19 protein-coding genes are annotated in these 18,096 nt (G+C 56.2%); 11 read left to right on the top strand and 8 right to left on the bottom strand.

The genetic code is table 11. From position 1 onward, the window contains the following. From GOV38_RS18345 to arsJ, 4 genes are all read left to right on the top strand, one after another. On the top strand, window positions 1-204 hold a 204-nt coding region (locus GOV38_RS18345), incomplete at its 5' end, for a helix-turn-helix domain-containing protein (RefSeq protein ID WP_254453173.1). 202 nt (window positions 205-406) lie between these two features. Further along, window positions 407-1,252 (top strand): helix-turn-helix domain-containing protein, encoded by an 846-nt coding sequence (locus GOV38_RS18340; RefSeq protein ID WP_171208131.1) that lies wholly within the window; start codon window positions 407-409, stop codon window positions 1,250-1,252. After that, the gene (locus GOV38_RS18335) at window positions 1,249-2,247 is read left to right on the top strand and encodes an ArsJ-associated glyceraldehyde-3-phosphate dehydrogenase (protein ID WP_171208130.1); all 999 of its coding nucleotides are present in this window, start codon (window positions 1,249-1,251) and stop codon (window positions 2,245-2,247) included. Before GOV38_RS18340 ends, GOV38_RS18335 begins: the two co-directional genes overlap by 4 nt. Continuing rightward, window positions 2,244-3,518 (top strand): organoarsenical effux MFS transporter ArsJ, encoded by a 1,275-nt coding sequence (arsJ, locus tag GOV38_RS18330; protein ID WP_171213027.1) that lies wholly within the window; start codon window positions 2,244-2,246, stop codon window positions 3,516-3,518. The genes GOV38_RS18335 and arsJ overlap by 4 nt, the downstream gene beginning before the upstream one ends. Before the next feature lie 209 nt (window positions 3,519-3,727). Here the strand turns inward: arsJ and GOV38_RS22625 are convergent, their stop codons facing one another. The 7 genes from GOV38_RS22625 to GOV38_RS18295 form a co-directional block, all read right to left on the bottom strand. After that, window positions 3,728-3,916, bottom strand: a complete 189-nt coding sequence (locus tag GOV38_RS22625) for a GntR family transcriptional regulator (RefSeq protein ID WP_171208128.1) — start codon at window positions 3,914-3,916, stop codon at window positions 3,728-3,730. A gap of 85 nt (window positions 3,917-4,001) precedes the next feature. After that, window positions 4,002-6,545, bottom strand: a complete 2,544-nt coding sequence (gene acnA / locus GOV38_RS18320) for an aconitate hydratase AcnA (RefSeq protein ID WP_171208127.1) — start codon at window positions 6,543-6,545, stop codon at window positions 4,002-4,004. A 27-nt stretch (window positions 6,546-6,572) separates the two neighbouring features. After that, on the bottom strand, window positions 6,573-7,046 hold the full coding sequence (rraA, locus tag GOV38_RS18315; protein WP_171208126.1) for a ribonuclease E activity regulator RraA: 474 nt from the start codon (window positions 7,044-7,046) through the stop codon (window positions 6,573-6,575). A 3-nt stretch (window positions 7,047-7,049) separates the two neighbouring features. Then, a complete protein-coding gene (otnC, locus tag GOV38_RS18310) occupies window positions 7,050-7,685 on the bottom strand; it encodes a 3-oxo-tetronate 4-phosphate decarboxylase (RefSeq protein WP_171208125.1) in 636 nt (211 codons plus the stop codon). Then, window positions 7,682-8,959, bottom strand: a complete 1,278-nt coding sequence (gene otnK / locus GOV38_RS18305) for a 3-oxo-tetronate kinase (protein WP_171208124.1) — start codon at window positions 8,957-8,959, stop codon at window positions 7,682-7,684. The genes otnC and otnK overlap by 4 nt, the downstream gene beginning before the upstream one ends. A gap of 1 nt (window position 8,960) precedes the next feature. Continuing rightward, window positions 8,961-9,638 (bottom strand): aspartate/glutamate racemase family protein, encoded by a 678-nt coding sequence (locus GOV38_RS18300; protein WP_171208123.1) that lies wholly within the window; start codon window positions 9,636-9,638, stop codon window positions 8,961-8,963. An 84-nt stretch (window positions 9,639-9,722) separates the two neighbouring features. Further along, window positions 9,723-10,808, bottom strand: a complete 1,086-nt coding sequence (locus GOV38_RS18295) for an isocitrate/isopropylmalate dehydrogenase family protein (protein ID WP_171208122.1) — start codon at window positions 10,806-10,808, stop codon at window positions 9,723-9,725. A gap of 304 nt (window positions 10,809-11,112) precedes the next feature. Between GOV38_RS18295 and GOV38_RS18290 the strand changes: the two genes are divergently transcribed. From GOV38_RS18290 to GOV38_RS18260, 7 genes are all read left to right on the top strand, one after another. After that, window positions 11,113-12,054 (top strand): tripartite tricarboxylate transporter substrate binding protein, encoded by a 942-nt coding sequence (locus GOV38_RS18290; protein WP_171208121.1) that lies wholly within the window; start codon window positions 11,113-11,115, stop codon window positions 12,052-12,054. Window positions 12,055-12,130: 76 nt separating this feature from the next. Then, window positions 12,131-12,658: a tripartite tricarboxylate transporter TctB family protein gene (locus GOV38_RS18285; protein WP_171132809.1), complete on the top strand. Its 528-nt coding sequence runs from the start codon at window positions 12,131-12,133 to the stop codon at window positions 12,656-12,658. Window positions 12,659-12,690: 32 nt separating this feature from the next. Continuing rightward, a complete protein-coding gene (locus GOV38_RS18280) occupies window positions 12,691-14,217 on the top strand; it encodes a tripartite tricarboxylate transporter permease (protein ID WP_171132808.1) in 1,527 nt (508 codons plus the stop codon). A 92-nt stretch (window positions 14,218-14,309) separates the two neighbouring features. Beyond that, on the top strand, window positions 14,310-14,555 hold the full coding sequence (locus tag GOV38_RS18275) for a hypothetical protein (RefSeq protein WP_171208120.1): 246 nt from the start codon (window positions 14,310-14,312) through the stop codon (window positions 14,553-14,555). Continuing rightward, a complete protein-coding gene (locus GOV38_RS18270; protein WP_171208119.1) occupies window positions 14,548-15,711 on the top strand; it encodes an ATP-binding protein in 1,164 nt (387 codons plus the stop codon). Before GOV38_RS18275 ends, GOV38_RS18270 begins: the two co-directional genes overlap by 8 nt. A gap of 391 nt (window positions 15,712-16,102) precedes the next feature. Next, complete coding sequence (locus GOV38_RS18265) at window positions 16,103-16,816, top strand: hypothetical protein (RefSeq protein ID WP_171208118.1); 714 nt, start codon at window positions 16,103-16,105, stop codon at window positions 16,814-16,816. A gap of 393 nt (window positions 16,817-17,209) precedes the next feature. Continuing rightward, window positions 17,210-17,584, top strand: a complete 375-nt coding sequence (locus GOV38_RS18260) for a helix-turn-helix domain-containing protein (protein ID WP_371808498.1) — start codon at window positions 17,210-17,212, stop codon at window positions 17,582-17,584. A gap of 21 nt (window positions 17,585-17,605) precedes the next feature. Here the strand turns inward: GOV38_RS18260 and GOV38_RS18255 are convergent, their stop codons facing one another. After that, window positions 17,606-18,076, bottom strand: a complete 471-nt coding sequence (locus GOV38_RS18255) for a GFA family protein (protein WP_171208117.1) — start codon at window positions 18,074-18,076, stop codon at window positions 17,606-17,608. Window positions 18,077-18,096: the final 20 nt, after the last annotated feature.

Below are 18,096 nucleotides of genomic sequence, written 5' to 3'. Positions count from 1 at the left end.
ACGACAGATCTGAGCGGCCGCACCCCACCGCGGTTGATCGAAGTTCTGACCGCGTGGCCCATGGTCTCGGCCCCCTTGGCGGAGCGGCTGACCGAAGCCTCACGCGCAGCCGTGCAACGTAACCTGATCCTCTTCACCGAACGCGGCCTGATCCGGGAGGTCACCGGCCAGGGACGATACAGGGTATGGACGGCGGCTTTGTGACGGCCAGATCATGTGAGGGTTCAGTCGAAGATCGCTGAGTTGCAGCAGTTGGAAAACGCCTTGTCGGAGCTGATCGCCAATCGCTCGCAAGGGCAGTGCACCTGTCCGCTTCTCGAAGAGCTCAGTTCCTAACGCTTCCATGATGAAGTGTGGTGGCAAGTAAGAGTTGCAATAAACTCAGTAATTCAATAATTCACGAAATATGGAAGAACTGATTCCTCATCGCCTCTCGACTCTTGGCCATCCGCAGCGCTTGGCCCTGTTCCGCCTTCTCATGCGTCGGTACCCAGATCGCGTGCCTGCGACCGAGCTGGCACAAGCACTTGCGCTGAAACCCAACACACTCTCGACCTACGTGAGCGCCTTGATGCAGGTGGGTCTGGTCACGCAAGAGCGCATTGGCACCTCATTGCGCTATGCGATCCATATGGACGCGGCACGCGAGACCTTTGACTATCTGCTGCGCGATTGTTGCCGCGGTCGCCCCGAAATCTGCTCACCCCTCACCTCTTTTGACTTCGACAGAGACAGTCTCATGACTGATCGTAAGTTCAATGTCCTATTCATCTGCACCGGCAATTCCGCGCGCTCGATCTTTGCTGAATCGATTCTGCGCAAAGAGGCCGGGGACAGGTTCGTGGCCTACTCGGCGGGCACCAAGCCGCGCTCAGAGTTGAACCAATTCGCGCTCGAAGTTCTGGCGCAGAAAGGCCACGATATTTCTGTTCTGGAGTCCAAGAACGTGTCGGTCTTCCAAGTTGACGATGCACCAGACTTCGACTTCGTCTTTACGGTTTGCAATCAGGCAGCAAATGAAGAATGCCCGGCTTGGACCGGTCAGCCGGTCAGTGCCCATTGGGGTATGCCGGACCCGGTGAAGGTCGAAGGTTCCCACGCCGAGAAGAGCCTGGCCTTTCAGCAGTCTTATGGCGCGCTTCTGTGCCGGATCAAAGCCTTTACCGCTCTGCCGATTGCATCTCTTGACCGGATCGCTTTGCAGAGGGCCGTCGACGACATCGCACAATCAAATGAAGGAGCCTCTGCGTGACCACCTACGCCCTCAACGGCCTTGGCCGCATCGGTAAACTTGCCCTAAAGCCTTTGCTGGAACGCGGGGCCAAGATTGCTTGGATCAACGACGCCGTGGGCGACCCAGAGATGCACGCCCATCTTTTAGAGTTCGACACCGTCCATGGCCGGTGGAAGGCAGACTTTTCTCATGACGCAGACAGCGTGACCATAGACGGCACGCGTCTCCCATTCATCGGGACCAAAAACATCGCCGACCTTCCGTTGGAAGGGGTAGATGTCGTCGTCGACTGCACCGGGGTCTTCAAGTCCGAGGCCAAGCTTGCGCCTTACTTCGAAGCGGGTGTGAAGAAAGTTGTTATTTCCGCGCCCGTGAAAGACGGCGATGCAGCCAACATTGTCTATGGCGTGAACCATGACATCTACGACGCGGGCAGACATCGCATTGTCACGGCGGCGAGCTGTACGACAAACTGCCTCGCGCCGGTTGTGAAGGTCATTCATGAGAATCTCGGCATCAAGCATGGCTCGATCACCACAATCCACGATGTGACGAACACCCAAACCATTGTGGACAGACCGGCCAAGGATTTACGCCGTGCGCGCTCGGCTCTGAATTCCCTGATCCCGACCACGACAGGCAGCGCGACCGCGATCACGCTCATCTATCCGGAACTGACAGGACGGCTGAATGGCCACGCGGTGCGCGTCCCGCTCTTGAACGCCTCGCTAACAGACTGTGTTTTTGAGGTGGAACGCGAAACCACAGCTGGGGAGGTCAATGCCCTCTTCAAAGCCGCGTCCGAGGGTGAACTGAAGGGAATTCTGGGCTACGAGGAAAGACCGCTTGTTTCGACCGATTATACCAATGACGAACGCTCTAGCATCGTGGATGCGCTATCAACGATGGTCATCAATGGGACGCAGTTGAAGGTCTACGCCTGGTACGACAACGAAATGGGCTATGCGCATCGTCTTGTCGATGTGGCGCTGATGGTTGGAGCCTCAGTGTGACCGACACCTCCGCGCGGCCAGAGGGGCTGTCGGCTTACGTCGCTGTCACGGCGGCGTACTGGGCCTTTATGCTGACCGATGGCGCGCTTCGAATGCTGGTGCTGCTGCACTTTCATTCGTTGGGCTTTAGCCCTGTCCAGCTTGCCTACCTCTTTGTGTTGTACGAGATCGCAGGCATGGTGACCAACCTCTGTGCGGGGTGGATTGCCGCACGGTTTGGTTTGACCTCTACGCTTTATGCGGGCCTTGGCATTCAGGTTTTGGCTTTGTTGGCTTTGGCACAGCTCGACCCGACCTGGGCGATTGGCGTCTCGGTGGCCTATGTGATGGTCGTGCAAGGTGCAAGTGGTGTAGCCAAAGACCTTGCGAAGATGTCGTCCAAATCCGCCGTCAAGCTTTTGGCCCCTTCCGAGGATGGCGGGCTGTTCCGTTGGGTGGCGCTGCTCACCGGTTCCAAGAATGCGGTGAAGGGCCTTGGCTTTTTGTTGGGTGCCGCACTGCTGGCGACGCTCGGCTTTGTCTGGGCCGTCCTCGGGATGGCAGCAGTCCTTGCCGTCATCTTTGTCGCCTTATTGATCGCGATGCCGCCGGGTCTGCCGAAGGGTCGGAAAGGGGCGAAGTTCTCAGAGGTCTTTTCCAAGTCAACGAATGTAAACTGGCTCTCGGTCGCACGTGTGTTTCTTTTCGGGGCGCGCGACGTCTGGTTCGTGGTTGGCATCCCGATCTACTTTTATGCAGTGTTGTCCGACGGAACCGTGGCCGGAAACCGAGCCGCCTTCTTCATGATCGGAACCTTCATGGCGGTTTGGGTGATCCTCTACGGTTTTATCCAGGCTTCTGCTCCGCGCATTCTGCACGCGTCATCAAAACCAGAGGGCGAGTTGGTGCGCGCCGCAAAGTGGTGGGCATGGGGCCTCGCTGCGGTCCCTGCCGCTCTGACCATAGCAGCCTTTGCATCAGATGGGCCGCAGACTTGGCTGACAGTTTCATTAGTTGCGGGCTTGCTCATCTTCGGAGGGATCTTTGCGATCAACTCAGCGCTCCATTCCTACCTCATCCTCGCATTCACGAAAGCGGAGCGTGTTACTATGGATGTGGGCTTTTATTACATGGCCAACGCAGGAGGGCGGCTGGCGGGAACGGTCCTGTCTGGCGTCACCTATCAGCTTGGAGGTCTGCCGCTGATGCTTGGGACTGCAACGTTTATGGTGGCAGGCGCAGCACTCGCCGCGGGGCGGCTGCGGGGCGAAGCGCCCGACCAAGCAGTCTAAGGCAGGTCATTTGGATTGGAGCGGACCGTAGAGCAATTTCAGCGAGGTCGCGATTTGACTTGCGGTCTGTAAGTTCGCGGCCGGGATTTGCAGCGAACTGTTGCTTTGAGCGGCAAAGCAGTCAGCGGGATTGCAGATCAGAGCCAGCGTCTATCAGGAATATTTAGCGAACCTAGACTGGCCGAACATTTTGCGGTGTTCAACTGGTGTCAGTCCGGTCTTTCGCTTGAACAATCTCCTGAACGACGGGGTCGTGACATGACCGCCTGCACAGTAGACCGGCTTACAGAGAACTTTGCCGCGATCTCTTTCTCGGTTGGCAGTTTTGTTCCAACGGCGATTTGCCCGCCTCGAATACCTTCGGCAAAAGATTCGTAAATTTTTTGTTTGGCCGACATTCCGTTCGGGCCCTTTCAACACAAAACAGGTCGAGGACCATAAAACGATAGTAATCATTTTAATGCAAATGAGTAGTTGTTTGAGCTAGCCCAGATACCGCTCAAGAATGCTGGGCAAGACGCCCCCTTCGACCAGCAGCGCGACCTCTTGTTCGGTCTCGACGGCTGCTTGGCAGCTCAGAGAGATCGTCGTTCCGTCGTGCCGTTTGATCCGAACCAGAGTTTGGGAACGAACAGTCAATTTAGACGCAGGCATGTCGACACATATGCGATCCGCTGCAGTCAACCCTATCTTGGCCGGTATGCTGTCATCCGATATTTGCAGCGGTAGAATGCCCATGCCAATCAAATTGGTACGGTGGATTCGTTCAAAGCTCCGTGCGATGACGGCGCGCACGCCCAGCAGTGCCACACCCTTGGCCGCCCAATCCCGACTGGACCCCATGCCATATCGTTCACCGGCAAAGAGCACCGCATTCTGCCCTGCCTCAGCCAACTCGGCGGCGGCCTCGAACACTGGAAGAACACGTCCATCGTCAAGCACTGTCTCTGCCGGGGCGAGACCGTCCTGCAAGTGGTTTCGAACAAGTCGATTGGTGAAGAGGCCGCGCAACATCACCTCCCAGTTTCCACGATAGGCGGCGTAGACATTCAGGTTATCCAGGTCTCCGCCTTGCTCGACAAGCCATCTTGCGGCGGCACTGTCCTGCGCGATGGCTCCGGCAGGAGAGATATGGTCCGTGGTGATGTCGTCACCCAGAACCATCAACGCCTGCGCTTCGAATTGACCCAATCGGGAGGGGCTGCGCGCGGCGAATTTCGGGCGGCGCAGATATCGCGAAGCCGGGTCCCATGAAAAGCAGGCTGAATCCGGTGTTTTGATTGCCTCCCAAACCGCGCTCCGACTGGCGTCGCGAAAAGATTGCGGTACGTCCGAGGTTTTGAACGTCGCGTCGAGTGTTTTTGCGATGTCGTGATCGGTCGGCCAAAGATCAGCCAGGAAAACCTTCTGCCCGTTCTCGTCGACCCCAATGGGGTCTTTTGTGATGTCCCCAAGCACGTCACCTTTGATTGCGTAGGCCACAACAAGAGGTGGCGACGCCAGATATGCGAGGTCGAGCCGAGGATGAACACGCCCCGGAAAATTTCGGTTCCCCGAGAGGACCGCACAGATCGCTTTTCCGTCAGACAATGCAGTGTCGATACTGTCAGGCAAAGCCCCGGAGTTTCCTATGCAGGTGGTGCAGCCATACCCCACAACATCGAACCCCAAAGCGGACAGATCCGTGTCGAGCCCTGACCGGTTGAGCATCGCGCGGGCAGAGGGCGAGCCCGGCGCAAGCGACGTCTTGACCCAAGGTGCAGGTTTTAAGCCCCTCGCTTTTGCGGCGCGGGCCAACAGCCCTGCGGCGATCAGCAGGCCGGGATCAGAGGTGTTGGTACAGCTGGTAATCGCAGCGATCCCCACGGCGCCGTCCGGTACACCTGAACGGTCAGCCAAGGGACGCGCGATCGCTTCTTCTATTCTCCTGGTAGCGTCACATGGAGCGCAGCGATCTTGTGGCCTGCGAGGGCCAGAAATAACAGGCCTGATTTCACTGAGATCAATGTCGATGGTGCGATCGAAATCGGGTTCCGCGAGCGGATCAAACCACAGACCCATGGCGCGAAATACAGGTTCAATAGATCGGAGCAAATTGGCTGGTCTACCCGTACGCTCCAGATAGGCCACCACCTGTTCGTCTACCGGGAAGTAACCGGTTGCAGCACCGTATTCAGGGGCCATGTTGGCCACCACCGAGCGTGCATCCGCAGACAGGGAAGCCACTCCGGGTCCAAAGAACTCGACGAAGTCTCCGGTCACATCCAGCTTGCGCAACCTGTGTGTCACTTCCAGCGCCAGGTCTGTCGCAAGACTTCCACCGCTCAACTGTCCAGACAGACGTACACCTACCGTCCGGGGCATCGCCAAAGACGCAGTTTGGCCAAACATGACGGTTTCAGCTTCTAGCCCGCCGACACCCCAAGCCAGTACTCCGATGCCGTTGATCATGGGTGTATGGCTGTCGGTTCCCAGCATCATGTCCGGATGCGCCGTCCCGTCAGCCGCGATCTCAAGCACAGTGGCAAGCTGTTCCAGGTTGATCGTGTGCATGATGCCGGTGCCCGGAGGATGCACCCGAACGCTGTCCATCACGCGTGAGGCCCACTTCATAAAGGCATAGCGTTCACTGTTGCGGGCAAATTCGTTCCGTGCATTCACCGCGATCGCATCTGGAACAGCAAACGCGTCTACAGCCAGAGAATGATCAACAGACACGTCCACTGGCAAGGTCGGAGACAGAACCGCCGGGTCCTTGCCAGCCTCGGCCAAAGCGTCACGCAACCCTGCCACATCCGCGAGTGCTGGCGTGCATGTTGTGTCATGCATCAGCAGGCGATTGGGCTGGAACGTGAACTCGAAATCCGGCTGTCGTTCCCGCATCGCGCGCAGCAACTCAGGCAATGAGCCACCTGCGCGAAGATGGTTTTCGGCCAACAAGCGCAGAACATACGGCAATCGCGGCAGCATATCGCCAAACAATGAAGGGAGATCGAGCACACGCAGCTTGCGCGGTCCGATTGTCACCGTTCGTTGGGCCTGTTCCGGCAACGGTCAGATCAGTTTTTTGTGGCTGTGCAAAACACCGTCTGCATCGCCATAAACCCAATCTCCAGGCGTGAACTTGACCCCCCCGAACGAGACGGGTTCGCCGACCTTGCCCCATCCGGCTTTGGCGCTTTTCACCGGGCTGGTTGCCAGCGCAAAGACCAACGTGTCCATCTGATTGACCTCGGCGCTATCGCGGATTGAAGCATTCAGGATCAAACCCGCCCAGCCATTTTCGATTGCCAGTTCTGCCAGAATGTCCCCCAGCAAGGCGATGCGGGTAGAGCCTCCGCCATCGACCACCAGCACACGACCTTCGCCCGGTTGTTCAAGCTGCGCGCGCACTTCGGTGTTGTCCTCGAAGCATTTGACCGTCTGCACCTGAGCGGCAAAGAACGGCTTTGTTCCAAACTGACGGAACGGTAAATGCACCAACGTCAGGTCTGCGGCGTGGTGATCAATCAGATCAGCGGTTTTCATGGGTCAGATCCTTCCAAACGTTTGTTTTAATTCGCTCACGTCAGCTTCTGACAGGAACCGTGTGGGCAACCCCCGCAGCGCCACAAGAAGCTTTGCGGTCTCTTCCAGTTCTTCAGCGGCGCAGACCGCAGAAAACAGGTCTTTGCCCGAAACGACTGGACCATGATTTGCCAAGAGAACCGCGCCATATCTGCCCTTGAGGTCGCGTATCAGATCACCCGATCTAGGATCTCCTGGTTTGACATAGGGAACCATTTTGACGGGCCCAACACGCATCACCACGTAAGGTGTCAGCGGTGGGATACAGTCGTCCGGATCGGTGTCCGACAAGCAGGACAAAGCAGTGGCCCAGGTAGAGTGTAGATGCACAACGGCACCTGCGTCGGGGCGCGTTTCATAAAAGGCCTGATGTAAAAACACTTCTTTGGTGGGTTTGTCGCCATCGACATGGACGCCATTTAGGTCAATTTTGGCGATCCGCTCAGGCTCGATGCTGCCCAAAGTGGCATTGGTCGGTGTCATCAGAATGCCGTCCGGCAGTTTGGCGGAAACATTTCCCGCCGTTCCAACCGAAAAGCCCCGTTCATAAAGCGAACGGCAAAGATCGGACATTTGTTGACGAAGGTCTGCTTCGGTCATGCACCTGTCTCCATAACGCGCAGGGCCTTGGAAAAGAAATCCGGTGCTCCGAAATTGCCGGATTTCAACGCGAGCGCCAATGGCGTGTCCTGGCCCAATGTCAGGACAGGAACGCCTGGATCAATTTCTGGCCCAATAGTCATTGCAGGTGCTTGCAGCGCGTTTGTAACCGATTGCGCAACGGCTCCCGAAGTTTCGCCGCCCGCGACAACGATCCTGCGATAGCCCAATTCAACCAGATCCCGCGCCGTATCCGCAAACAAGGCATCCAATTTGGCGGCAACCTTTTCGCGACCGAACCGCGCTTGCAGCGCGTGGACTTCGTCAGGCGTGCCCGACGAATAGGCCAGCGGCTTTTGCCCGGCATTCTCTTGATAGAAATCGACCAGCGTTTTGCGCGTCACTTCACCGGCCATTACCGCGGGGACATCAATGGCCAGCGACGGGTGCGATTTCGCGTGCAGATCAACCTGACCACGAGTGGCACCAGAACAAGAACCGGCCAAAATAGCCTCGGGGCCCGAAACGCCTTGAAACCCAGATGGTTGGCCCTTTCTGGCGGATGCCCGGTCAAAGTTTCTTGGCAGACCCAAAGCAATCCCCGACCCCCCGGTGATTAACGGAGCGCAACGCAAAGCTTCGCCCAGAGCCAACAGGTCTTCGTCTGATATGGCGTCTGCAATCAGAAACCGTTCTTCTGCATCTTCGATGGCGGCTTTTACCGCGTTTGGCCCCTGACGAACAACTGACATTGGAACCAAGCCGACTTTTTCGTTGGTTTGATGCCCCAGCCAGCGGCGAATATTGGCATCAGTCATCGGGGTGAGCGGATGGTTTTCCAAACCGGACTCATTCAACAGACGGTCATTCACAAAGAGATGACCCTGATAGATCGTGCGCCCAGCTGTGGGAAAAGCCGGGCAGAACACAACACCACTTGCGTCCAGTTCGTCCGCCAACGCCTCTGCGACCGGGCCGATATTACCTTCTTTTGTCGAGTCGAATGTCGAACAGTATTTGAAGATGAACTGGCGGCATCCCTGGTCACGCAACCAGCGCAATGCCGCAAGGCTATCGCTTACGGCTTCGGATATCGGTGCGGTGCGGCTTTTCAGCGAGATTACACCTGCTTCGACATGTTTCGGTGCAGGGCCGGTTGGCACGCCCGAAAACTGTGCCGTATACAATCCGCCCTCTGGGGCGAACCCCTTTGCCAGAGTGTTCGCGATATCACTGGCTCCGGTGAAATCATCTGCAATCACGCCTACCAGCATTTTATGCCTCGCCTTTTTGAGTTTCGACCCGCCGTTTTATTTCGGCAATCGCGGCCTCGGGGCTTGTCAAAACCGGCACATCGGTCACGTCGCGCACTTCGTCGGCTGCACCGGCCATCGAAAACTGAGCCAGCAGTATGGCATCGGCACCGGTGATCTTTTGTGCCGTCTCTGCAATCAGACGGTTATGTGTCGCGTCGTCGCCTGCACGTTTGGCGTCCAGCGCACCTTCGGCGAAGTAGGTGGAAAGACGCGCTGAACTGCCACGCGCCGCCGCCGCTTCTTTGAATTCTTCTTTCATGCCGGGTGCTGCGGGCTCGAAAGTGTAAATCATCGCGATGTTGTCACCATGGGCAAAGGCCGCATCAAACATCGCTTCGTTAGGCTTCATGACCGGAACTCTTGCGCCATCTGCGGCATCTTCAATCGCCTGGCCAAACGCCGAACAGGTGAACAGGATTCCGCTTGCGCCCAGGTTTTCCGCGTATTGCGCAAGGCCGACGATCCTGTCCCAAAGATCCAGGGAAAGCTCGTCACTTTTCTGGCGATCAGCAGACAGGCCTTCTTCCAGAATCGTGACCGTCTCGGCCTCTGGCCACAAGTCCCGAGCAGCGGTTTCGATTGGGTCTATCGCGACGCGGGTGGCGTGTATCAAAGCCAATCGAGGCATCTGTTTCATCGCAACCTCACTTATAGAGAGGTGACGCCGTCACGGGACGACGCCACCAGACGTACAGGGCAATGCCCTGCTGGGAGGGAGTAATCAAGCCGCTACGGCAACCTTGGCGACTTCCTGAGCGACCAGCGTTCCGAATGCGTCGGTGTTCACCGTTCCACCAAGATCTCGGGTGCGTTTGGCCGGGTCGTCGATGACTACGTCAACCGCGTCAGCAATTGCCTGCCCCGCGTCCATCAGCTTTTGAACGCCGCGCTGCTCGCCCAGCCAGATCAACATCATGGCAGCGGACAGGATAAGCGATGTGGGGTTTGCGATATTCTGCCCGGCAATATCAGGCGCCGAACCATGTTGCGCCTGCGCACAGCAAAGGCCGGTTTCCGCGTTCGCGTTGATGGACCCTGCAAGCCCAAGCGAGCCGGAAAGCTCGGAAGCCAGGTCAGAAAGGATGTCACCGTAGAAATTGGTTGCGACAACGACGTCGTATTTCTGCGGCTGGCGGACCAACAGCGCGGCAAACGCGTCAACAATCAGCTCTTCCGTTTCAACCTCGGGATAATCCTTTGCAACCTCGCGGAAGCATTCAAGGAACAGACCATCGGTCATCAGGAACGAGTTTGCTTTGTGAATCGCCGCGACTTTCTTGTCGCGCTGCATCGCCAGTTTAAAGGCTTCGCGGCAAATCCGCATTGATCCGTGACGGGTGATTTTGCGCACCGAAAGAGCCATGTCCGGGTCCGGCATCATCTCGCCGACGCCTTTGTACATGTTGCGGTCCGGATAGAACCCTTCCGTCGCTTCGCGCATGATGACCAGATCCATGCCTTCGGCCTTGTTCGGCAAGAAGTCGCGGCTGCGCGCCGGGCGGACGTTTGCATACAGGTCCAACCCAATTCGAAAGCCAGCGGACACGTTGCGCCCGCCCTCGACCACTGGCGGATAGTCCATGTGGGACTGGGTGCCGAGAATCACGCCGTCAAACTCGGTCCGCGCCCGGTCCAATACCTCTTCTCGCAGCGTGATGCCGTGCTTTTTCAGGCTGACAAAGCCCGATTCTTCCTCGTGAAATGTCAGACCCAAGCCGAAGCGGTTGTTGGCAGCTTCAACAACTTCCAAGGTCGCGGCCATGATTTCTGGGCCAATCCCGTCGCATGGCAAGGTCATAATCTTCATTTCTCTTCCTCCCGGGGGCTATTCGCTTAGATAAACGGTTGTTGGCCAGCTCTTACTTAGATTTTTTGCATATTACAATAATAAAAAACTATTTTGTATCTTGTTGAGCAGGCAGTCTTTGAATTTATATAATATATTACAACATATTACCAGTTCACTGGTCTTAACATAACAAGACTGATCTTTAATATTTATGCTTTTATGTTTGACAACGTGCAATCCATGTGAATATTGCACTATCAGATCGTAAAAAGCAATGTGGTCAAAGGGAGGACACCATATGATCATGCGAAGAACTTTTACTATGCTTGCAGCAGCTGCCGCATCGGCCGTTTTTGCGATGCCGGCGGTTGCGGAGGACTATCCGTCCGAGCGTCTGACCTATACAATTGCATTTGGTCCGGGCGGCGGTAACGACCGTATGTCGCGCACCGTTGTCGACATTCTGCGCAAATACGAGCTGTTCGATAACGACATCGTTGTCGAAAACCGCGAAGGTGGCAGTGGTGCCGTTGGCTTCAGCTATGTCGCAGGCAAAGCAGGTGATCCGTATCGCCTGACGTCCACCAGCGGCAACTTTATCGGAACACCTTTGGTGGCCGACACTGATTGGACCTTTGCTGACTTCACGCCAATCGGCCTGCTTGCAAGTGACGCAATGTTGCTGGTTGTCCGCTCTGACTCGGATTTCGGTGACGTCGGAGCGTTTGTCGACGCGGCAAAGGCAGGTCGCGTGACCATCGCGGGCAGTGGCTCGGCCGGACCCGAGCGTGTAACCGCCGCGCTTTTCGCAAATGCAGCTGGTATCGAATTTGAGTATGTCCCGATCGGCTCGGGCGGTGAACTTGTTACCGCGCTGACGTCCGGCAGTGTTGACGCGGTTGTCGCCAACCCGTCCGAAGTTTCAGGGCAACTTGAAGCCGGAACTTTGAAGGCGCTGGCGTTTTCAGACACAGCCCGCAGCACCAACAACCCCGACGTTCCGACCTTTATGGAACTGGGCTACGATTTCAGTTTCTCGCTGCCGCGCGGCGTTGTTATGCCCAACGATCTGGACCCGGCTGTGCAGGACTGGTGGATCGAAACGCTGAAAAAAGTGATCGATACTCCTGAATGGGAAGAGTACCTGGTCAAGAACGGTATGTCCGGCAACCCGATCTGGGGCGACGAGTTCGCAGCCTACCTGGAAGACACCAGCACCAAGTACCGCGCGACTCTGGTCGAAATCGGCGCAATCCAGGAATAATCAATGTACAATCGCGGGCGCTCCCTCGGGGGCGCCCGTTTGCTGTCTAACTCCAATCGGAAAGGGGGGAGATCCGATGAAAAAGTGGTTCGCCGCTGGACTGCTTGTTTTGGCTGTCGGCTATACACTCTACGGCATCAACACATTAACGCTTTTGACCTCATCCGGCAGGCCCGCCGCAGGGTTCTTCCCTCTCGTAATTGGCGTGTTGATGGTCATTTCCTGCGCAATCAACCTGTGGGGAGACTGGCGCGAGGAGCAAGAGCAAGTGCGCTCGGGCGTTGTTCCTTCGCATCAAGCTGATCCTGAAACCGAAGCCAAGGCCGACGCGCTGGGTGTGGATGCCCATGGCATCGATGGTGGTCAAGCATTTGGCCGCGATGTGTTCATTGTCTTCATATACATCTGCGCAATGGTCGCGATCATGAAGCCTGTTGGTGCGTTCCTTGCAATGGTCATCTTCATGCTTGTCTTCCTTTTCACGTTCAACCGCAAACAGGTCATCAGCAATGTGATCTACAGCATCGCTCTGCCTGCGTTTTTGTACGGGCTGTTCAAGATCCTGTTGAACGCCTCCTTGCCCACAAGTCCGTTTGGCTTCTGACGCGCCACAACGAATGACAGAGGACCAATCACATGCTTGCTGAAATCGCTGCAAACCTCTCGCTTGGATTAAGCGTCGCTGCTTCGCCAGAGGGCTTTCTTTTTCTTGTCATCGGCGCGTTCCTTGGAATGATCGTCGGTCTCTTTCCGGGCTTCGGTCCGGCCGCTGGGATCGCAGTGCTTATTCCTATGACGTTCGGGCTGACGCCCACTATCGCGATCATCATGCTCGCGGGTATCTACTATGGCTCGATGTACGGGGGCACGATCACGTCGATCCTGATCAATACTCCCGGTGAATCGGCGACCGTTGCATCAACGATTGATGGCTATCCACTCGCCCAAAAGGGCCGCGCGGGGCCCGCGCTTGTAATGCAGGCCATTGCATCTTTCTTTGGTGGAACCATCGGCGTTATCCTCATCACAGCGTTGGCGCCGTCGCTTGCCAATTTTGCTGCCTCTTTTGGACCGTCCGAATACTTCCTGATCATCGCGGTCGGTTTGCTCATGCTGACCACCATGATGGGAGACAACAAGTTCAAAGGCTTTATCTCTGCCCTGATTGGTTTTGCCATCGGTACAGTTGGCGTTGACGTCATGAGCGGCCAGCAACGCTATACCTTTGGATCAGCAGAGCTGATTGGCGGTGTCTATTTTGTCGCCGTTGCCATCGGTCTTTTCGGTATTGGCGAGTTGCTGCATTGCATCCTCAATGGCCAGCACCGGCAACCTGCAAAACGGCTTCGGGTCAGCTTTCGCGACAAGGAGTTTTGGCCCAACAAACAAGACTACTACGAGTCGCGTTGGACATTCTGGCGTGGATCGGCCATCGGCTTCATCGCTGGGGTGCTGCCGGGATCGGGCGCTACGCTTGGGTCGATCATCGGGTATTCGGTCGAAAAGAAAGTCGCCAAAGATCCCGAGAAATTCGGCAAAGGTGAAATGCGTGGGCTGGTTGCGCCTGAAGCTGCAAACAACGCGGCGTCTGCTGGCGCTATGGTTCCACTTCTGTCGCTGGGTATTCCCGGCTCTGGCGCGACCGCGGTTCTGCTTGGCGCGTTCCTGATGTGGGGCTTGCAGCCCGGTCCGTTGCTGATCGTCAACGACCCGGAATTCGTCTGGGGACTGATTGCCAGCATGTATCTGGGCAATATGATCCTGATCGCGATGAGCATTTTCGCCATCCCGCTTTTCGTAAAGTTCCTGGACATTCCTTATGTCAACGTGGTGCCCGTCATCGTATTGCTGTGTATCATCGGTGCCTATGCGATCAACGCGAGCATCATCGAGACCTGGATTCTTGTGCTCAGCGGCTTGGTCGGCTTTGCGATGAAAAGCTATGGCTATTCACCTGCAGCGACCGTCTTGGCTCTGGTGTTGGGCTCAATGGCAGAAGAAACTTTCCTGCAAACCTACATCATTTCGCAGGGAACCATGAACCTCTTCTGGCAGCGTCCGGTGTCTTTGGTTCTGTCTATCATTCTTCTGACGATCATCATCGTCCCGATTGCGATGACCCTCTTGAAGAAAAAAGACCGAGCCAACGTCGGCAACGCCTGATCGTCTGGTGTTTTCAAAATTCCTACCGGTCGGTTTGCGTTGCGCAAGCGGACCGGTAGATGATGTAGCCGCGCGCAGGATGGTCGTTTGCGATGAAGACCACCCCTGGCACTGCTGGCTTTCAAACCAGGCGATCTTTGGTTGATTTTGCAGAACTGAAAGCTGAAAAAAGCAAGTCGCCACAACCGTTGATCAATTCGCGCAAGGCAGCTTTTGTTGCCCATAGTTCGAACAAGTGCCAGCACGAGTTGAGCGCCCCCTTGTTGCGGCAGCGTGTAGTCGCCGAATTTAACCTTGCAAATCTTCCATATGATGGAATAATTACAAGGTATGATTAAGCGCAGCGATAGGAAATCAGTTGAAAACTCGCTGGAGAACCAGGCAGGTGTCGTTCTGCTTGGTCCGAGGCAAGTTGGGAAGACAACGCTTGCGCAGGATATCGCTGAAAGCCGTGACGCTATATACCTTGATATGGAGCGAGCGGGCGACCGGCAGGTGCTTGAAGAGCCTGACCTTTATCTCGACGAACAAGTTGGACGTCTGGTGGTGATCGATGAAGTTCAGCTCATGCCAGGTTTGTTCAAGGCTTTGCGCGGCCAAATTGACCGGCGGAGAAGACAAGGGCACCGGACTGGGCAATTCCTGCTGTTGGGGTCAGCTTCAAACACGCTTTTGCACCAAAGCGCGGAATCGCTGGCGGGGCGGGTAAGCTATCACGAGCTGACGCCTTTCACCGTGTCCGAAATCGGAGCGGACGCGATCTCTGCACTCTGGTTACGTGGCGGGTTCCCGGACAGTTTCCTGACAAGGAATGATCAAACGAGTCTGTCGTGGCGCGAAGACTTCATCCGCACCTATCTTGAACGCGATGTCCCGTCTTTCGGCTTGCGTATTCCTGCAGAAACATTGCGCCGGTTCTGGACAATGCTCGCGCACGAGCAGGGCGGGTTGCTCAACGCCGCGAAACTAGCGGGCAACCTCGGTGTCTCTGGCCAGAGCGTTGCGCGCTATCTTGACCTGCTGGTCGATCTGATGCTGGTGCGTCGCTTGCCGCCTTGGCACTCGAATGCCGGGAAACGATTGGTCAAGTCACCAAAAGTCTATATTCGCGATTCCGGGCTTGCCCACGCGCTTCTTGGGATCGAAACGCAAGAAGACCTTCTTGGGCATCCGGTTGTCGGTGGCAGTTGGGAAGGTTTCTGTATCGAAAACCTGATCGCGGCAGCTCCACGCGGAACTGAAGCAAACTTCTATCGGTCTTCAGCAGGGGCAGAGGTGGATCTGATGCTGAGACTTCCCCGAGGCGCCCTTTGGGCGATCGAGATCAAGCGGACGACATCGGCAAAGGTAACACGTGGGTTTCACATCGCGACCGAAGAACTAGACGTCTCAGAACGCATCCTGGTCTATGCAGATAGCAAAGAGGTGCCGGGGCAGGGAGGTGTTCGCGCAATGCCTCTCGCAAACGCGATGGAACGGCTGGCATCGGCATAGCTGTCAAAAGGACAGGGCCGATAATGCTTGATCGCGACGGGTTGTTGTCGTCAAAATCGGGAATAGCGTAAAACGCTCTTGTTGTGAGTCACAGAGCGGCGCGCACCGCAGATCATGCCGCTTCGTCAGCGCGCAATCAACAGCTTGTCAAGGTTCGAGATCGGTTTGCGGATTAAGAAGCGGTCGTCTTCAAGACCACACAAAGCCGTGATGAAGGGCCTTGCGCCTTTCAAAGACTTGAACGTCTTTTAGGTTTTTCATAGTCAACTTTTACACCCTCCCACGCCGTGGTTCCATCAATAAGACGAGTGCAGCAGGTGCAGTAATTCTCTGAAAAATTGATCGCGACTTTCGCGAACACGCGCCCACACTCATCGAACAGAAGTCAAACTTGGAATTCGCGCAGACCACTCGCCGGCATCGGTTGGAACTCATCGGCCTTGAACTCATCGCGGCCCTGACCAAAACTGGTTTTCCCCGGAACAAATGTATCATCGAAATCTACCTGGCGGTGTTTTCTGACGGGCCTTGGACAATCTTGGGCTTGGCGCACGCTTCGCGGATGGACCGGGCTATTATCCGCGATCATGTAAAGCGCGGGGTGCAGGCCGGGGAATTTGAACATTCGATTGCAGGATTCACGCTTACGACGCATGGGAAGGTCATGTTCATGCGCAGAATGCGGTTGTGGCAGCGAAACATCCGCCCGGATATTCGTAAATTTCTGTACAAGTTCTTCAAAGCAACCAGTGGGCATCGGTCCTGGCGCGATTACCTGATGTTTTTGTTGTCTTTGGATAGAACGGCCCGTCTTGTGAAGATGGAGTACTCGTATATCGCTGCTTACGTGATCATAGAATGGGAAGCAGGCCCGCACGGGATAACGATCCGCGAGGCAGCCGAACGCACCGGGTTTTCCTATTGTGTCATCCACAAACAGATATCAAAGCTTGCCGACGACAAGATCATCAAGCGTCAGGATGGGCGGTATGTTATGACGCGTGCCGGTCGGCGCTATAGCTTTTTCCAGTTCATATGGTCCTGGCGCGCCGTGACCATGAAGGAATGGCGCCTTGCATCGAAGATGATGACGTTCCAGCCCTAGTATTCCACGATCCCCCATCCGGATCCGCCGATTTTCCACGATCCCCCAGTTTTCCTTCTGATGAACTCTGCTTGGCGCTGCTAGTCACGGGACAGGCGCGCCGAAGCAGATGTTTTCAGGTTCTTTTTTATGAGTATTGACGCTCGGCGAGCCGCACCAACAAGAGCCTCGGCGTTTCCAGAATGTGCCGAAAGGCAAACAACGAAACGAGCGGTCATCCTTTGAAGTTGGGTGCCTTTTGCGCGGCCATTGGTTTTGGCCGCACAGCCTCCCGCTCACGAATGATGGCCGACCAAGCGGCCGTTATTGATCTGTAAACAGGCGTACGGAAAGATTCGTCTGGAAATCTTTGACGGCGCTGGATGACGATTATCTGACAGTTAATAGCGCGATGTGACCGGGTTCACTTCGATTCGGGTCGAAAGAGGTAGCACGATCACCGCCCAGAATGCCGATTTCAACTTTAACGCCGCGTTCGAAGTTGGTGCAGGTGGGCAGTCCGCTCTGGCCGCCCTGCTGCATCTGGACCGCGTCAGCGCCTGGGACACCCGCACGCGGGACGCCACGACAGATCTGAGCGGCCGCACCCCACCGCGGTTGATCGAAGTCCTGACCGCGTCGCCCATGGTCTCGGCCCCCTTGGCGGAACGGCTGACCGAAGCCTCACGCGCAGCCGTACAACGCAACCTGATCCTCTTCACCGAACGCGGCTTGATCCGCGAGGTCACCGGCCAGGGACGATATAGGGTGTGGACGGCGGCTTTGTGACGGGCCGGGTGTTCGCCGTTCTTACGTATCGTGATCGGGATGCTGGTTGGATCGTACCGATTCGTTCCAAACCTCGTCTGCTTCTTGTTGGTCGGGTGGCTTTTCCGGCAGGTCCGCCAAACTATCGAAACAGTGCCGTTTGTACTTCGCATTGACCTGGACGACCGGTGACGCGCGGTCGGGATCGTCGAACGTTCCAATCGCGATCTCAAGCCCGCCATTAAATTCATAGGTCAGTGGCGTGCCGCATTTATCGCAAAAGCCCCGCCAATTGGTCGTCGAACTGTGGAAAATGGATCGTTCTCCGCGTGTCCAGCTCACGTCATAGGCTTCGACAAGTGGCGCGAAAAAACTGCCAAAGGCTTTTTGACACATGCGACAATGGCAGATCGATGCTTTCCCCAGTCGACCTATGGAATACCTGACCGCGCCGCATTGGCACCCGCCTGTCGCGGGCCCTGCGGAAACATCGGTGTTTTGCTGCCGTTCCATGCTTTCTCAAAAACAGATCA

The organism is Ruegeria sp. HKCCA5839, assembly GCF_013035585.1.
Taxonomy (GTDB): Bacteria; Pseudomonadota; Alphaproteobacteria; order Rhodobacterales; family Rhodobacteraceae; genus Ruegeria.
The sequence above is the reverse complement of the archived record's forward strand: the minus strand, read 5'-3'. Positions and strand labels throughout refer to the sequence as shown.

Bases quoted from the DNA above. Each gene is read 5' to 3' on its own strand.
- GOV38_RS18340 (WP_171208131.1), top strand. From the start codon at position 407: ATGGAAGAACTGATTCCTCATCGCCTCTCGACTCTTGGCCATCCGCAG.
- GOV38_RS22625 (WP_171208128.1), bottom strand. From the start codon at position 3,916: ATGTCGGCCAAACAAAAAATTTACGAATCTTTTGCCGAAGGTATTCGA.
- rraA (WP_171208126.1), bottom strand. From the start codon at position 7,046: ATGAAAACCGCTGATCTGATTGATCACCACGCCGCAGACCTGACGTTG.
- otnC (WP_171208125.1), bottom strand. From the start codon at position 7,685: ATGACCGAAGCAGACCTTCGTCAACAAATGTCCGATCTTTGCCGTTCG.
- otnK (WP_171208124.1), bottom strand. From the start codon at position 8,959: ATGCTGGTAGGCGTGATTGCAGATGATTTCACCGGAGCCAGTGATATC.
- GOV38_RS18300 (WP_171208123.1), bottom strand. From the start codon at position 9,638: ATGAAACAGATGCCTCGATTGGCTTTGATACACGCCACCCGCGTCGCG.
- GOV38_RS18295 (WP_171208122.1), bottom strand. From the start codon at position 10,808: ATGAAGATTATGACCTTGCCATGCGACGGGATTGGCCCAGAAATCATG.
- GOV38_RS18290 (WP_171208121.1), top strand. From the start codon at position 11,113: ATGCTTGCAGCAGCTGCCGCATCGGCCGTTTTTGCGATGCCGGCGGTT.
- GOV38_RS18285 (WP_171132809.1), top strand. From the start codon at position 12,131: ATGAAAAAGTGGTTCGCCGCTGGACTGCTTGTTTTGGCTGTCGGCTAT.
- GOV38_RS18280 (WP_171132808.1), top strand. From the start codon at position 12,691: ATGCTTGCTGAAATCGCTGCAAACCTCTCGCTTGGATTAAGCGTCGCT.
- GOV38_RS18275 (WP_171208120.1), top strand. From the start codon at position 14,310: ATGAAGACCACCCCTGGCACTGCTGGCTTTCAAACCAGGCGATCTTTG.
- GOV38_RS18270 (WP_171208119.1), top strand. From the start codon at position 14,548: ATGATTAAGCGCAGCGATAGGAAATCAGTTGAAAACTCGCTGGAGAAC.
- GOV38_RS18255 (WP_171208117.1), bottom strand. From the start codon at position 18,076: ATGGAACGGCAGCAAAACACCGATGTTTCCGCAGGGCCCGCGACAGGC.